The organism is Desulfitobacterium dichloroeliminans LMG P-21439 (genome assembly GCF_000243135.2).
Classification (GTDB): Bacteria; Bacillota; Desulfitobacteriia; order Desulfitobacteriales; family Desulfitobacteriaceae; genus Desulfitobacterium; species Desulfitobacterium dichloroeliminans.
In genome coordinates this window covers 2,267,678-2,283,915 of record NC_019903.1, presented here as the reverse complement: position 1 = coordinate 2,283,915, position 16,238 = coordinate 2,267,678, and the positions used below count along the sequence as shown (strand labels likewise).

The window sequence follows — 16,238 nt, the reverse complement described above, 5'->3', positions numbered from 1 at the left end:
TACTGAACTGCACCCTGGCTATTGTTATAGAATTTTATCTTCCTAAATCAATGATATTCTGAATCAAGCCCTTACACTTGCCACATTCCTCACCAGTGACCTCGTCTACTCCTGTACCCGCTCCAGTAACCTCGCTAACTTTTTCCACAGTATCGGCACCTGCTTTAACTGCCTCAATTACAGTTGCCAAGGAAACTTTTTTACATCCGCAAACAGAGCTAAGTATAGTTTCTAATTCGGATTGACAGCCCTCACATTCAGTACAAACACCTGCACTGGCCGCGATTTCTTCTTTTGTTCTTGCACCTGCCGTCATTGCCTTTCTGATTGACACGTAGTCCACATTATTCTTAGTGCAAATTATTCTATTAGCTGCCATTTTAATGTCCCCTTTTTGATTATTTCTGTTTTTTTTAATCATAGCATATCATGTTTTTATCAGCTTTAAAAGTTAGCCAACATCTATCCTTTTTAGATTATACTATTTAGATTATACATCTGCGAAAAATGGATTTTTTAAAGGATATTAAGGATAAAAAATAGAATGAGGTATGAAGCTAATACTTAAAAGGAATCTTCGCTCGAAAATTGGCTAAAACTAACCTATCAGATAAAGGAAGGACGTGAAGTAATGACTCATTGGAAAAGCGGGACCCAGCCTATAAATTACGATTTGAACCCCAACGACCCCCGTAACCTAAAGCAGAAAGAAGAAGATCTGAAAGGGCTTCCTCAAGAATACCAGAATTTTTATCGTGAGGTTTCCCAATTCATACCCTATCAACGGATTTTTATTGATCCCTTTTATACCTTGGGTTATGGTATTGATGCCAGCTTTTACCGACTCATCCCGAAAATCGTCATTCGTGTGCAGAATGATGCCGAGATGGGAGAAATCCTTCGTCTTTCCCAGAGAACAAAGATTCCCGTGACTTTTCGTACGGCTGGAACTAGTCTATCCGGTCAGGCTTTGACAGATTCTGTTCTCCTGGTGCTCCAAGGCTCTTGGCGGCATTATCAAGTCCACGAGGGAGGGAAGAAGATTAGCTTAGAGCCGGGTATACTTGGGGTAGAAGCAAATCGTTATCTTCGCTCCTTTAAACGTAAAATTGGCCCCGACCCCGCTTCCATCGATCACTGTATGATTGGGGGGATTGCGGCCAATAATGCCAGCGGTATGTGCTGTGGAACTGCAGATAACAGCTATAAGACTGTGGACGAAATGCGGATTATTTTTGATGATGGAACGATTTTGGATACTGCGGACAATGCTTCACGTCAACATTTCATGGAGCGTAAAGCTGATCTCATCCGCCAGATCGAAGGAATACGCGATGAGATTAATGCTGACCCAGACCTCGTAGCTATGATTCAGAAAAAATATAAAATCAAAAATACAACAGGATATAGCATCAATGCTTTCGTTGATTTCCATGATCCGATTGAGATTATTAAGCATATCATTATCGGCTCAGAGGGGACCTTAGGCTTTATATCCCAAATTACATATAAAACAGTCATTGACTTTGACCATAAAGCCTCTGCCTTAATCATATACCCTGATATGGACCATGCTTGTCATGCAGTGATGAGACTCACTCGAGATTTAGTAGCAGCTGCGGAAATGATGGACCGTGCTTCCTTGAGGTCTGTTGAAGATGCACCGGGAATGCCTGATTATTTAAAGACCCTTTCCGATACTGCAACCGCCCTCTTAGTTGAAGTGCGTTCAGCGAACCCGGAGGAGCTCAATCAATACATAGCAAAGGCGACCTCTGTCTTAGAAGATATACCCACGGTATTCCCCATTCAATTTACTGCAGTCAAATCAGAATATGAAACATTCTGGAAAATACGTAAGGATATTTTTCCTGCAGTCGGTGGTGTTCGTCCTCAAGGGACAGCAGTGCTGATCGAAGATGTGGCTTTTCCTTTGGATCGTTTAGCCGAGGCCACAGCGGACCTGCGCAATAGTCTTAACAAATTTGGCTACACCGATGCCATTATTTACGGACATGCCTTAGATGGCAATTGGCACTTTATCTTTACCCCAAAGTTTGATACAGATGAAGAAATTGCTCGTTATGAGGGCTTGATGAACGAAGTCAATGAGTTCGTGGTCAAGAAATATAATGGTTCTCTGAAGGCAGAGCATGGGACAGGCCGGAATATGGCGCCCTTCGTAGAATTAGAGTGGGGAAGCAAAGCTTATCAGCTTATGCAGAAGCTTAAAGCTGCTTTTGATCCTTACAATCTTTTGAACCCCGGGGTCATCATCAATGATAATAAAAACGTTCATCTTGAGAATTTAAAAGTCATGCCACAGTCTCATGAAACCATTGATAGCTGTACTAACTGTGGTTTCTGCCAGGATATATGCCCATCCAAGCACTTAACAACCACACCGCGGATGCGAATTATTCTCCAACGAGAGATTTCTCACCTGAAACGAACAGGAAAAGACCCTGAGCGGTTGATGCGTTTGCTTATGGATTATGACTATGCGGGTAATGCTACCTGCGCTACCGATGGCCTTTGTGCCACCTCCTGTCCTCTCAACATCAATACCGGGGACAACTCTAAATATCTACGGTCACGGGCCATAACACCGGCCACACGCAAGATTGCTACAGCTCTAGCGAAGAATATGAATGGTGTCACAGGTGTCATGCGTGTCGGACTAGGTGTTGTTGATGGGACCCACTCCTTGCTAGGAAGTCGCGTTATGGGTACTTTAGCTAAGACCGCCCGTGGGGTCTCTCAAAGCAAGATACCTTTGTGGAATGCTTGGATGCCTAGCAAAGGCAAGGGCAAAGTGAAGCCTCTGCAACCAATTTACACTGCCAAGAATGGGGAAGTGTTAAAGGTCGTGTATTTCCCGAGCTGTATCAGTCGTTCCATGGGTCCAGCTCGTAAAGATAAGGATCAAAGGCCTTTGAACGAAGTGATGTGTTCCATCCTGGCCAAGGCGGGCTATGAAGTTATAATTCCGGCGGGTCTGGATAAACTCTGCTGTGGGATGCCTTGGGAGAGCAAGGGTTTCTTTGATATTGCCGATGAGAAAAGTGCAGAATTAGAAAAAGTTCTGCTTAAAGCCAGTGAAAATGGCAAATATCCAATTGTATGCGATACCAGCCCTTGCCTGTATCGGATGAAGCGAGCTTTCAAATCGGGTATTGAGCTCCATGAGTCCGTAGAATTTACCCATGATTTTTTGCTGCACCGCTTGAAATTCAAACCGGTTTCGGAGACTATCGCTATCCATGTCACCTGTAGCTCCATCAAAATGCGCTTAAGTGAAAAATTCAAGGCAGTCGCCGAGAAGTGTGCCGAAAAGGTAATTATTCCGGATGATGTGCATTGTTGCGGCTTTGCCGGTGATAAGGGCTTCACTTATCCTGAATTAAATCAAGCAGCTTTAGCTGGGTTGAGTCAAGCCATTACCGATGATTGTACCGGTGGATACTCCAACAGCCGGACCTGTGAAATTGGTCTTTCTGCTCACAGTGGCATAAGCTATCAATCCTTGATCTACCTAGTGGATCGGTGCTCGAGTCCGCTACGCTAAAATGACGGGAGTGTATCATGAAAAAAGAGTTCATTCGTCCCATGATCATCTTGATTCTCGTCCAGTTTTTAGTGATGGTGGGATTCGGGATTGTCATACCTATTCTTCCCTTTTTGATTGAAGAGCTGGGAGGAGGAGCATTCTCTCTAGGGTTATTCATGTCCGCGTATTCCATCATGCAGTTTTTCTTTGCTCCTTTCTGGGGACGTTTATCGGATCGAATCGGCAGACGACCCGTCCTCCTCATTGGTCTCAGTGGCTATGGAATAACGTTCTTTCTATTCGGTCTCGCCGGGAATCTTCCGCTTCTCATCGCCTTTCGAGCTCTATCCGGGATGGTCTCCTCGGCAACGCTGCCTACAGCGATGGCCTATATGGCCGATATAACTGAGGGAGCTGATCGGTCAAAGAGCATGGGAATGCTCGGTGCAGCGATGGGATTAGGAATGGTCTTTGGCCCTGCCCTGGGTGGATGGCTAGGAGATTATAGCTTCACCTTGCCCTTCTATTTTGCGGGAACCTTAGCGCTCCTTGTTCTGCCCTTTGCCTGGAAGTTCCTCCCTGAGACCCTGAAAGAACCCAATAAAGAGCCTAAGAAAAAGGTGCGGTTAAATTTCAGTGTGATTCGCGATCCGTTATTCCCATTATTTGTCTTTAGCTTCGTGCTCAGTTTTACCATGGCCATGTTTGAAACCACCTTTACCTTGTTTGCTGCCGAGCGGGTGGGCTTCGGCCCCAAAGAAATGGGTATGGTATTCATGATTATCGGAATTGTTGGCGTGATTGTTCAGGGAATGCTGATCGGGAAGGTGGTCAAGCGGTTTGGTGATGCCAAACCCGCCAAGTTCGGAGCACTTCTCTGTGCCTTCGCTTTTCTTTGGATGCTCTGGGCTCCCAATGCAGTGCTTCTGGTTTTAGGAACGATGGTGTTCATGACAGGCAATTCTTTAATGACACCAACCAGTTCCAGCTTAGTAACAAAGAATAACCATAATCACCAGGGTGCATCACTGGGAGTTTTTCAATCCTTCGGCAGCTTAGGACGAATCATTGGTCCACTGATCGGAGGGGGTATCTATGAATTATCCATGAATACACCTTATATTATTGGTATAGTAACCTTGGTCCTGTGTGTAATCATCTTTGGCGCAAGAATTCAAGATAAAAAAGCAGAGGAGTCAGGTTTTTCAGTATAAAAATTGCATCAGATATACATAGTAAAAGCACCCTCAGGGGTGCTTTTACTATATCAAAAAGGAGGTGATGCCATGGTAACGGTCTGCTCAGGTATTAATACTAATTCTAATCAGTTTCAATAGGTATACTTTGAGGTGCTCTGGATAGCAAAAGACAAACCGCTAAATCCGCCGTTTCCAAGCTCAGGTGCTAAAAAAGGATAACAAGTCATATGAATTTATGGAGACAAGCTTGTTTTCTTAACCTGTTGGGAATGAGGTGGAGCAGTGGGGGAGCATATCAGTGAAGAAGTGTATCCAATCATGCAGGGTCAGGATTTATATCTGGTGAAGGGCAAAGCAATTTCCTATAATTCAAAAGCCTTTAATAGACTGAAATTAGATTTGAGAGAGTATGAGCGCCATTTTAACGAAAAACGCTGTGAAAATTTAGATATAGTGGGGACCTATCGACCTTGTCATTATAATAGAGACAATTTTGGTTTATATATTTATGCCGAGATGTTCGGAATGTATCTCTTCAGTATCCTCAGGCAGACCCAGATGACATTGCGGGAGGCTCATACCCTGGCGCTGGATTCACTCTTGACCCATGGATCCTTTCATTATCTCGTGGAACGTTACTGCATATTAATCGATGATGTGGGAAATGAAAACAATGGTCTCTACCCAACCTATAAAAAGAAGGTGTATAGTCAAACCTGGGGGACCCAGGATTGTCTTGAAGAAACACTGGCCAATGCTTTTGTTTTTAAGGCTTATCCACAGTGGGACGAGGCCAAGAAGAATTATATTCAATCACTGTATGCACGGCAAAGGGATGGGTATTGTCAAGCTCACGACTTGAAATCAGAGCATTATCAAGAACTCTTTGAGACCTTAGAGGGACAGATCAAAGCACAAGGGAAGGGGAGGGGCTACGATACTGAGGGTAACCTAAAAGTGAGTGATAAACCAACTCTCTACGATTTTGTCCATAGAAATAGGCCTTTTCGCTTTATCGGGCTGCCGGTGTATTTGGTCAATGATTGCTGCAATCTTGAAGATTTCATCCATATTGTTGAACTTTTATTTCCTCAGATATGAGTTTCTAACATGCTAAACCAACCAACTAAAGATGGTTCCCTAGTTTTCAACAAATCAATGAAACTATCTTCAATTTTTAGCCATGGAATTTGTTCAGACTTAGACGAAAAAACAGATACTCTCCATGTGATATAAAGGCCTGTCCCAAATACGAATGCGCAGTCGTATTTGGGACAGGCCTACTTTGGCAGGACATTTCACACGGTTTTACTATCTTAGTGGAGATCCTCTTTAGCATACAGCTCAATAATCTTCAGGATGACCTCAACAGACTTTTCCATGGCGAAGGTGGGGATGAATTCATAGCGACCATGATAATTATGACCACCGGTGAAGAGATTGGGGGTGGGAAGCCCCATAAACGATAGACGCGCTCCGTCTGTTCCTCCACGTATAGGCTGGATTAGGGGTTTGACGCCTACGGCCTCCATGGCAGCTTGGGCTTTTTCCACGATATGCATGAAGGGGATGATTTTTTCCTTCATATTTTGGTATTGATCTGTGATCTCAAGGGAGAAAGCATCAGATCCATAGATTTGGTTCAACTCTTCTGCTAAGTTCAACATCGTCGCTTTGCGCTTGGTGAAAGAATCTTGATCAAAATCCCGGATAATATAGTAAAGGGTAGTTTCTTCCACATCCCCCTTGATATCATTGATATGATAAAAACCTTCATAGCCTTCCGTAGTTGCCGGTGTTTCTTGAGCAGGAAGCTTGGCGATGTACTCATTGGCTAAGAGGATCGAATTAATCATTTTGTTCTTGGCACTACCGGGATGAACATTTCTCCCTTTGATCTTCACAATCGCCTTGGCCGCGTTAAAATTCTCATACTCTAATTCGCCGAGGGGGCCGCCATCCAAAGTGTAGGCGAAATCTGCACCAAAGCCTGCCACATCAAAATGATCGGCTCCACGACCTATTTCTTCATCAGGGGTGAAGGCGACACAGATTTTCCCATGCTCCACTTCGGGGTGTGTTGCTAGGTAGTCCAGTGCAGTCATAATCTCGGCAATACCTGCTTTATCATCTGCCCCTAAAAGAGTTGTTCCATCGGTCGTGATGAGTGATTTGCCTATGTAATCCAGCAATTCCGGAAAATCTCGAGGAGAAAGAATAAGATTGTGCTCCGAATTTAAGACGATCTCCTGACCATCATAGCTCTCAATGACTTTGGGCTTGACATTTTCGCCGGAAAAGTCAGGGCTAGTATCCATATGGGCGATTAAACCTAGGGCTGGGATAGCCTTTGCCGAATTAGCTGGCAAGGTTCCATAAACATAGCCTTCTTTTATTCTAGCATCCGACAATCCAAGATCCGTTAATTCTTTTTGCAGAAGCTGTGCTAAGTCGAGCTGCTTGCCCGTGCTGGGTGTGTTTTGAGAGTCTTCGCTGGATTGGGTATCCATTTGAACATACTTTAGGAAACGGTTGATAACTTGTGACATGGTCAACCTCCTTATTCTGCTTAGAATTTGATACTAACACTATAAGCTATTTTTAATCTTCATTCAAATGGAGTAAGAAGCGCATAAGACCATGAACATCATGAAGCCCAATGAACAACAAAAACCTTATGAATTTGCGGTTCACGAAATCTCTCAGAAGTGATATACTCAAGAGATGACGCATTCAAGTTCGGATAGTTAAGGGGAATCGAAATGAATCTGTTAACAGCTGAATCGCTTACTAAAAGCTATGGTATAAAGTTTTTATTTAGAGATATTTCACTAGGGGTAGAAGAAGGCCAAAAAATCGGTATTATCGGGGTGAATGGAACAGGGAAGTCTACCTTGCTGAGGATACTTGCGGGTATGGAGCAACCGGATCAAGGGCGGATTGTCACCAACAATGCCCTGCAGTTAGAATATCTTCCCCAAGAGCCGGATTTTGATGACGAGGCTACCGTATTGCAACAGGTTTTTAAAGGGAATTCCCCACTGATGCAGCTACTTAGGGACTATGAAACCGCGTTAGAACGAATGAATCAAGATTCTAGTAAGGTTGATTATCAAAATACCCTCCTCCAACTGGGGCAGAAGATGGACAGCCTTAACGGGTGGCAAATCGAAAGCGAAGCAAAAGCTATTCTGACCAAGTTAGGGATAACTCAATTTGATATTGCCGTGGGGACCTTGTCCGGTGGGCAGCGGAAGCGAGTAGCACTGGCGAGTGCCCTGATTCAGCCTTCGAATCTCTTGATTCTTGATGAACCAACCAACCATATCGATAATGAAATGGTGGATTGGCTTGAACATTATTTAAATAAACGCAAAGGTGCCCTTTTAATGGTGACTCATGATCGTTATTTTCTTGACCGAGTAGTGAATCGAATGTTTGAACTAGATCGGGGAAAACTCTATTCATACCCTGGAAATTATAGTCGCTACCTAGAATTAAAAGCGGAACGGGATGAGCAAGAAGAAGCTTCCGAAAGAAAACGTCAAAATACCTTGCGCAATGAGCTAGCCTGGATTCGTCGGGGAGCTAAAGCTCGCACCACGAAGCAAAAAGCGAGAATTGATCGTTTCGATCAGCTTCAAGGGGATAAGCCAGAGGAAAAGACAGGGAAGGTAGACATCTCAGCAGGAGCAGCTCGCTTAGGAAAGAAAGTCATCGAATGTTCCCATCTTCATAAGACCTACCCTAATCGGGGGACGGTTATTGATGATTTTAGCATTATTCTTTCTAAATTTGATCGGATTGGGATTATTGGTCCCAACGGTAGCGGTAAGTCCACGTTGTTAAATATTTTAGCCGGACGGATTCAAGCTGATCAAGGGAAAATTGAGTGGGGATCCACAGTTAAGATAGGGTACTTCGCTCAAGAATGCCGAGAGTTTGAGCCGCAGATCAAGGTAATCGATGTGATTAAGCAGGTGGCGGAAGTGATTACCACTGCAGATGGTGGGGTAATAACAGCCTCGCAAATGCTGGAGAGGTTTCTTTTTAGCCCAGCTCAACAGTGGACTCCGGTAGAAAAGCTTTCTGGAGGCGAAAAACGGAGGCTTTACCTCTTACAGATCTTGATGGATTCACCCAATGTATTGCTTTTGGACGAACCAACCAATGATTTGGATATTCAAACACTTGGTATTCTTGAAGAGTATCTTGAGGATTTTCCGGGGGTTGTCATTACAGTATCCCATGATCGCTTTTTTTTGGATCGCGTCGTCGAGCAGATTCTGGCTTTCGAAGGACAGGGAAGAATTCGTTCGGCCATCGGCAATTACACAGAGTATCGGGAGCAGATGGAAACGCGAGCGCAGGAGGAACTGTCATTAGAAGAAAGCCTGATTCAAGGCCGAAAAAACTCTGGTCAAGTCTCTAATCAGGAGGGGGCAGCGGATACGGCTCAATTGAGTAAGCCTAAAGAACGCCCTTTAAAAATGAGTTACAAAGAGCAACGGGAATATGAACAGATAGAAGATGTCATTGCAGAAATCGAGAGTCAATTGGAGCGAGTGGAGCAAGACATGATGGAAGCTGGGGACAATTACGGCAAACTTAACGACCTCGTGAAGGTCAAGGACGAATCGGAGAAAAAGCTGGAAGAAGCGATGGAGCGATGGACCTATCTAAGTGAGCTGGCTGAAGAGATTGCACGGAACAAGACATAAATGTGTCTGTGATTTTCAATAGTCCAAGCTTGAGATGTTATGTGTATTAAAAAATGGAGGTAATTATGGATAAGAATATTGAATTAATGAAAAAGCTCATCGAGGAAAAAAAGAAGAAAAGTGCCCAACAAGGTGGGCCCAATAAAGCAACTGCAAAAATTGGGCAAGCTCGCAGTGGGATAAAGAGTTATAAAAAAGGCGGATTATTTGATAAGTAGATCTATCCTGCCATAGAAATGGAGGAGTATTCATGTGGATTGTTTTGGCCTATTTAGCTGCCAATGTGGCGGCCAATTTATCGGTCGCGCATTTCGGCCCGATTTCAACGCCGATTAATGCATTTTTGCTTATTGCCTTTGACTTAGTTGCCCGGGATAAACTTCATGAGCAATGGAGTCGCAAGCATCTCTGGCCGAAGATGTTAATGTTAGTTGGGGCAGGGGCCTTATTGTCATGGTTTATTAACCGCAATGCAGGGTCCATCGCTACGGCTTCCTTTATCGCCTTCTTGCTGACGGGAATAACGGATACTGCGGTCTATCAAGGGTTGAAAAAACACCCGCGCTTTGTGAAAATTAACAGCTCCAACATTGTATCGGCAGCTGTGGATTCAATCGCTTTTCCTACTTTAGCCTTTGGCGCCTTTATACCCTACGCTGTATTTGGTCAATTCTTTGCTAAAGTCTTCGGCGGTTATATTTGGTCCCTGATCCTTTTCAGGAAGGATCGATCGAAATTCCATGATGGCTTAAAGACTACCTAGTTAAGGAGCTTGTTATGAAGAAATCTGTTGTTTTACTCTCTGGCGGCTTGGACAGTACTACGTGCATGAGTGTTGCTGCCAAGGCGGGCTACGAAATATACCCGCTATCCTTTGATTATGGTCAGAGGCATCAGCGGGAATTAGAGGCGGCTAAAGCGGTTGCCCAATTCTATCAGGTCAAGGAACATCGAATCATCACACTTGATAATGTGGGGGGAAGTGCCTTAACGGATCCCTCAATCCAAGTTCCGGATTATGCAGAGGATGATCAGATACCCGTGACTTATGTTCCGGCACGCAATCTTCTCTTCCTGAGCTATGCTTTGGGTTATGGTGAGGTCATCGGTGCAGAGGCGATCTTTATCGGGATTAGCTCTGTGGATTACAGCGGCTATCCGGATTGCCGACCTGAGTTTTTGGAGGCTTTTCAAAAGGTTGCTGAAGTGGGTACTAAGGCAGGTGCGAATGGTCAAAGGATAGAGATTAAAGCGCCGTTACTTCACCTTTCCAAAGCGGATACGATCCGCCTGGCAGGGTCGAACGGGGCCCCTTTGCATTTAACCACGAGCTGTTACCGTGGTGGGGAAAGGGCCTGTGGAACTTGCGATAGTTGCATTCTGCGTCTGAAAGGATTTGCCGAAGCTGGGGTAGCTGACCCTGTACCCTATATTGAAAACTAACCTCTGTAAGGAGGTTTTTTCATATAATTTCTTCTGGTAGAGTACCTAAGGTCAATATTTCGGTACATATTATGGGAAAGATTTCAACTAGTTTCAGAAGGAGATGGAGTCAAAATGATTAGCGAAAGAATGGAAAAACAAATCCAATTTATTGTGACGATTGATGAACTCAAGAATATTACCCGCCAAAGTGTAACTATTAGAGATAGACGCCATGAAAATGATGCCGAGCACTCTTGGCATTTAGCTATGATGGCGATGATTCTCTCGGAATATGCTGAGGATAAGAATGTTGATATATTTAGAGTAATCAAAATGGTGCTGATTCACGACTTAGTGGAGATCTATGCTGGGGATACCTACTGCTATGATGAAAAAGGCTATGAAGATAAAGATGAGAGAGAACAAGAAGCAGCGAATCGTTTATTCAATATGCTCCCAGAGGATCAAGCACAAAAGATGATGGCCCTTTGGCGTGAATTCGAAGAGATGGAAACCGAGGAAGCGGCCTATGCTGCAACACTGGATCGTTTTCAGCCTCTTCTATTGAATTACAATACGGATGGACACACCTGGCAAAGACCTGGAATCACCAGTGCCAAGGTCTTGAAGCGCACTGCTGTGGCGAAGGCAAGAGTTCCCCAACTCTATGAGTATATCGAAAGATTAATCCAAAGTTCGATTGAGAGAGGGTTTCTTAAACCATGAAGATTCTCATCGATGCGGATGCCTGCCCCAAAGTCGTTCTCCAAATCTGCTTGAACACGGGTCGTCAAAAGGATATACCTGTCTGGACGGTAGCTAGCTTTAATCACGAGATTAACTCGGACCACCACATCATTGTGGGAAATTCCTCTCAAGAGACCGATTTAAAAGTGATGAATCTTTGCGAAGCAGGAGATATTATTGTGACGCAGGATATTGGCTTAGCCGCCATGGTCGTTGGCAAGGGAGCGAAAGCTCTAGGTCCTTCTGGAAAAGAATACCGTCCCGAGACCATGAGTATCATGCTTGAGGAAAGAGAACTCAAGGCCAAATACCGCAGAGCAGGGGGAAGAACAAAGGGCCCTAGTAAACGCACCCCAATGGAAGATCGACTCTTTGAGCAGACCTTGATGAGCTTGTTGAGTGAAGGGTAGGGCTGGCAGTCGGATAATCAGGTAGTAGCAGCATTTATATTTTTAAGAATACTTGTCTTTATCCGGGTGATAATGATAAGATTAAAGATAAAAGTTTTAGAAAGTAGGAGTGATTGAAATGGCCTTTTATTTTGACGAACCTTCACGGACTTTTGGGGAATACCTTCTGGTCCCGGGATATTCTTCTACAGAATGTATGTCGGCTAATGTGAGTTTAAGAACACCGGTAGTGAAGTTTAAAAAAGGGGAACAATCCTCCTTGACCATGAATATACCCTTGGTGTCAGCCATCATGCAATCCGTTTCGGATGACCGCATGGGTATCGCCTTAGCGAAAGAGGGGGGTATTGCTTTTATCTATGGCTCCCAGACCATAGAAAATCAGGCTCAAATGGTATCCCGAGTGAAGAATCACAAGGCAGGCTTTGTCGTCAGTGATTCAAACATTAAGCCTGAAGATACCTTAGCCGATATTTTAGCTTTGAAAGAAATTACCGGGCACTCGACCATGGCTGTCACCGAGGATGGCACAGCTAACGGGAAATTGTTGGGGATTGTTACGAGCCGGGATTATCGTGTCAGCCGTATGTCAACCGATACTAAAGTGACGGAGTTTATGACGAAATTCCAAGACCTTATCTGTGCGGATGATAAAACAACCCTCAAGGAAGCCAATGATATTATTTGGGAGCATAAGCTCAATGCCTTGCCCTTAATTGATAAAGACCAACGCTTAAAAGCGATGGTTTTCCGCAAGGATTATGATTCGAATAAGGAAAATGAAAATGAGCTTTTAGATAACTCAAAGCGTTACGTTGTAGGAGCCGGAATCAATACCCGAGATTATGCGAAACGAATTCCTGCTTTAGTCAATGCCGAGGCGGATGTCCTATGCATTGATTCGTCAGAAGGCTTCACCGAATGGCAGAAAATAACGATCGACTGGGTTCGGGAACATTACGGCGATGATGTCAAGGTGGGTGCTGGTAATGTGGTCGATCGCGAGGGCTTCTTATACCTAGCTAAAGCCGGAGCTGACTTTGTTAAAGTAGGAATTGGCGGAGGCTCCATCTGTATTACCCGGGAACAAAAGGGTATTGGGCGCGGGCAAGCTACGGCTGTCGCTGAAGTAGCCAAGGCACGCGATGAATATTTTGAAGAAACGGGAGTCTATGTGCCAATCTGTTCTGATGGTGGAATCGTCTATGACTATCATATGACCTTGGCTCTCGCTATGGGTGCAGACTTTATCATGTTAGGGCGGTATTTTGCACGCTTTGATGAAAGCCCTACCAATAAAGTCAATATCAACGGTAGCTATATGAAAGAGTACTGGGGTGAAGGCTCCAACCGAGCAAGGAACTGGGAGCGCTATGACATGGGCGGAGATAAGAAGCTTTCCTTTGAGGAGGGTGTGGATTCTTATGTTCCCTATGCTGGTAGCTTAAAGGATAACGTAACCCTTTCCTTAAACAAGGTCCGCTCAACTATGTGCAACTGTGGTGTCTTAACCATCCCTGACTTGCAGGATAATGCAAGGATTACCCTGGTTTCGGCAACGAGCATTGTTGAGGGCGGTTCCCATGATGTGGTTCTCAAAGATAGTAATATGGTGGAATTTATGAAATAAAGATGGTATAATTAATGATATATAAGGTGTAATAATTTTTAACAATCCATGCACTAGATTTAGGAAATAGGGTAGGTAGCATAAAGTCCTACGAGTACCTAGATTAAAAGAAGGAGATGTGAAGTATGATTAATATATCAGAACTCGCGGCAGAGAAAATCAAGGAAGTTCAAAAGTCCCAAAATAAAGAAGGGTCATATCTTCGCCTCTATCTGGCTGGATTTGGTTGCGGTGGTCCAAGCTTTGGGATGACTTTAGAGGACGCTAAAACCGATGTCGATGTTCTGGATGAAGAATTCGGTGTGTCCGTCATTACCGCCAGCACCCTCTCTGAGTATTTAGAAGGCGCCTTTATCGACTTCTTGGAAAATGAAGAAGCTAGTGGCTTTGAAATACGCTTGGCTAAAGATTTTGGCGGTGAAGGTTGCGGTAGCAGCTGTGGGAGCTGTGGTGGAAGTTGTTAATTAGTTCTTAAATTGCCTAAGAAGAGAGCTCATATGAGCTCTCTTTTGTATTATGGAGGAAAAGTAAGCATGAGTTGTTCTATAGGCAAGAGGGAAGGATACAGTCAGCATTTTATCTTATAGTGAGATATAAAGGGTTGCGTTAATATGTTATAATAGTAGCTGCTCAAGGAGCAAGTAATCAACAGTTAAGGTGATTGAATGTCTGTCCTTCAATATCAAACGATAAAAAGAAATCTACGTTTCATTGGTGAAATCTTACCTGATCCTTATTGGCTGGGATCTTTTCTCTTGGGCTATATCAAAGTTAAAGTCTTCATGGGATTAACGACTTCCTGGAATAGCGCTTGGGATTTTTATTTCGAGCACGACTATGAATTGTCTAGCAGTATAGCCTTTTGCTTTACCCTGCTATTTTTCTCGGTGGCACTCTTATTTAAAGGGCGAAGACGTCTATGGGCAACTTGGCTGCTTGGTGCAGCGCTTTCCTTCATATTGATTGCTGATCTGGTGTACTTTCGTGGCTTCGGTGACTACATTAATTTGTATCTTGTTAAACAAGTAGGGAATTTAGAGGACCTAGGGAGTACAATTTTTTCTTTGTTTTTCATCCAAGATATCTTTTTTGTTCTCGATTGCGTCTTAGGCCTGTTCTTGCTGCTTATGAAGAAGGGGATGGGGAAAGGAATTTCTCGCCAGATCCCTTGGTTTATGATGTTTTGTGCCCTAGCTGTAGGATTTATTTATTCTGCTCATTATCGTTATGATCTTACCGAAAATGGGGAGAATCAGATGGTTTTCCGAATCTGTTGGGCTCCTACGGATACCATGAGAAATTTATCTCCTCTAGGCTACCATTTTTATGATAATTATGTCTATTTCAAAGAAAATCAGACCATAGAATTAACCCTAGAGCAAAAGGAGGACATTCAAACATGGTTTGCGCAAAACCACGAGGATGCGCCTTCTAATGAGTTGAAGGGAATCTTTGCAGGGCAAAATCTAATACTTCTCCAGGTTGAATCTCTGGAGAACTTCGTCGTACAGCAAAGCCTTGAGAACCAAGAAATAACCCCTACCCTAAATAGGTTATTGAAGAACAGCATCTACTTCCCCAATTTTTATGAACAGGTGTGGAATGGTACCACATCTGATGCTGAGCTTTTGGCTAACGCTTCGGTATACCCCGTGCGCAGAGGGAGTACCTTCTTCCGCTATCCTCTTAATGAGTATTATTCCTTACCCGTTCTTCTTACTGAAGAAGGGTATACAACTCGGGCCAGCCACCCAGATAATGCGGGTTATTGGAATTGGGTTGAAGCTTTGACTGGTATGGGCTTTGCCAACACCTTGGATATAACGGATTTCGTTATGGATGAGAAAATTGGTTTGGGTTTAAGTGATGGGAGTTTTCTACGCCAAATGCAACCTATGGTTGGAGGGGAACAACAGCCATTTTATGATTTTATCATTACGATGTCCAGCCACGGTCCCTTTGATCTTCCCACGCAGTACCGAGAGCTGGATATGAATCCGCAGATCGACCAGACAAAGCTGGGTGGATATTTCCAAAGTATCCATTACACAGATCAGCAAATTGGAGCATTTCTCGACAACTTAGATCAACAGGGAGTATTAGATAACACAGTAGTCGTTATTTACGGAGATCATGGCGGAATTCATAAATATTATAATAGCGAACTAGCTGACATCCAACCGCAAGAAGAGTGGTGGAGTATTGATGATCATAAAGTGCCCTTTATTATTTATAAAAAAGGAATGGAGGCACAGGTCATTGATACTACCGGGGGACAAATTGATATTCTGCCGACAGTTGCCTATCTGATGGGAATTGATGAAAAAGCCTATGCTGATAAGGTCCAAGGCCGAAATTTGCTTACTACTGAAAGGGATTATGTGGTTTTGGCGGATGGAACATTTGTTGGAGAAAGCGAAGGATATAAGGACCATGCCCTTCAGGGCTTAACTATTGCTGATTTGCTCATCCAAAGCAATTATTATGCGCAAGGCCCTCATCAGAAATAAGGAACTATGGATTAAAGATTTATATAAACAAGAAGAAACCAGCGCC

General features: G+C 43.8%; 14 protein-coding genes. 12 read left to right on the top strand and 2 right to left on the bottom strand.

Going from position 1 to position 16,238, the window contains the following annotated elements; all coding sequences use genetic code 11:
• Positions 1-34 precede the first annotated feature (34 nt).
• The gene (locus DESDI_RS10755) at positions 35-379 is read right to left on the bottom strand and encodes a (2Fe-2S)-binding protein (RefSeq protein WP_015262640.1); all 345 of its coding nucleotides are present in this window, start codon (positions 377-379) and stop codon (positions 35-37) included.
• 252 nt (positions 380-631) lie between these two features.
• Here DESDI_RS10755 and DESDI_RS10750 point away from each other — a divergent pair, with 252 nt between their 5' ends.
• The 3 genes from DESDI_RS10750 (at position 632) to DESDI_RS10740 (ending at position 5,850) form a co-directional block, all read left to right on the top strand.
• The gene (locus DESDI_RS10750; protein ID WP_015262639.1) at positions 632-3,568 is read left to right on the top strand and encodes an FAD-binding and (Fe-S)-binding domain-containing protein; all 2,937 of its coding nucleotides are present in this window, start codon (positions 632-634) and stop codon (positions 3,566-3,568) included.
• Between the two features lie 17 nt (positions 3,569-3,585).
• Entirely contained in the window at positions 3,586-4,764 is a 1,179-nt protein-coding gene (locus tag DESDI_RS10745) for a tetracycline resistance MFS efflux pump (RefSeq protein WP_015262638.1), read from the top strand.
• 267 nt (positions 4,765-5,031) lie between these two features.
• Complete coding sequence (locus DESDI_RS10740; RefSeq protein ID WP_015262637.1) at positions 5,032-5,850, top strand: hypothetical protein; 819 nt, start codon at positions 5,032-5,034, stop codon at positions 5,848-5,850.
• 215 nt (positions 5,851-6,065) lie between these two features.
• On the opposite strand, the gene pepT is transcribed toward DESDI_RS10740, so the two are convergent.
• Positions 6,066-7,298 (bottom strand): peptidase T, encoded by a 1,233-nt coding sequence (gene pepT / locus DESDI_RS10735; RefSeq protein ID WP_015262636.1) that lies wholly within the window; start codon positions 7,296-7,298, stop codon positions 6,066-6,068.
• A 213-nt stretch (positions 7,299-7,511) separates the two neighbouring features.
• Here pepT and DESDI_RS10730 point away from each other — a divergent pair, with 213 nt between their 5' ends.
• The 9 genes from DESDI_RS10730 to DESDI_RS10695 all read left to right on the top strand — a co-directional run bounded on the left by DESDI_RS10730 (position 7,512) and on the right by DESDI_RS10695 (position 16,192).
• A complete protein-coding gene (locus tag DESDI_RS10730; protein ID WP_015262635.1) occupies positions 7,512-9,470 on the top strand; it encodes an ABC-F family ATP-binding cassette domain-containing protein in 1,959 nt (652 codons plus the stop codon).
• A 65-nt stretch (positions 9,471-9,535) separates the two neighbouring features.
• Positions 9,536-9,688: a hypothetical protein gene (locus DESDI_RS18095; RefSeq protein WP_015262634.1), complete on the top strand. Its 153-nt coding sequence runs from the start codon at positions 9,536-9,538 to the stop codon at positions 9,686-9,688.
• 32 nt (positions 9,689-9,720) lie between these two features.
• On the top strand, positions 9,721-10,233 hold the full coding sequence (locus tag DESDI_RS10725; protein WP_015262633.1) for a VUT family protein: 513 nt from the start codon (positions 9,721-9,723) through the stop codon (positions 10,231-10,233).
• Positions 10,234-10,247: 14 nt separating this feature from the next.
• Entirely contained in the window at positions 10,248-10,913 is a 666-nt protein-coding gene (queC, locus tag DESDI_RS10720; RefSeq protein WP_015262632.1) for a 7-cyano-7-deazaguanine synthase QueC, read from the top strand.
• 114 nt (positions 10,914-11,027) lie between these two features.
• Positions 11,028-11,621 carry an HD domain-containing protein gene (locus DESDI_RS10715; protein ID WP_015262631.1) on the top strand — a complete coding sequence of 198 codons (594 nt, stop codon included), beginning with the start codon at positions 11,028-11,030 and terminating at the stop codon, positions 11,619-11,621.
• The gene (locus DESDI_RS10710) at positions 11,618-12,052 is read left to right on the top strand and encodes a YaiI/YqxD family protein (protein WP_015262630.1); all 435 of its coding nucleotides are present in this window, start codon (positions 11,618-11,620) and stop codon (positions 12,050-12,052) included. Before DESDI_RS10715 ends, DESDI_RS10710 begins: the two co-directional genes overlap by 4 nt.
• A 118-nt stretch (positions 12,053-12,170) precedes the next feature.
• Complete coding sequence (locus DESDI_RS10705; RefSeq protein ID WP_015262629.1) at positions 12,171-13,682, top strand: IMP dehydrogenase; 1,512 nt, start codon at positions 12,171-12,173, stop codon at positions 13,680-13,682.
• Positions 13,683-13,807: 125 nt separating this feature from the next.
• Positions 13,808-14,146: a HesB/IscA family protein gene (locus tag DESDI_RS10700; RefSeq protein ID WP_015262628.1), complete on the top strand. Its 339-nt coding sequence runs from the start codon at positions 13,808-13,810 to the stop codon at positions 14,144-14,146.
• 201 nt (positions 14,147-14,347) lie between these two features.
• A complete protein-coding gene (locus DESDI_RS10695) occupies positions 14,348-16,192 on the top strand; it encodes an LTA synthase family protein (protein ID WP_015262627.1) in 1,845 nt (614 codons plus the stop codon).
• Positions 16,193-16,238: the final 46 nt, after the last annotated feature.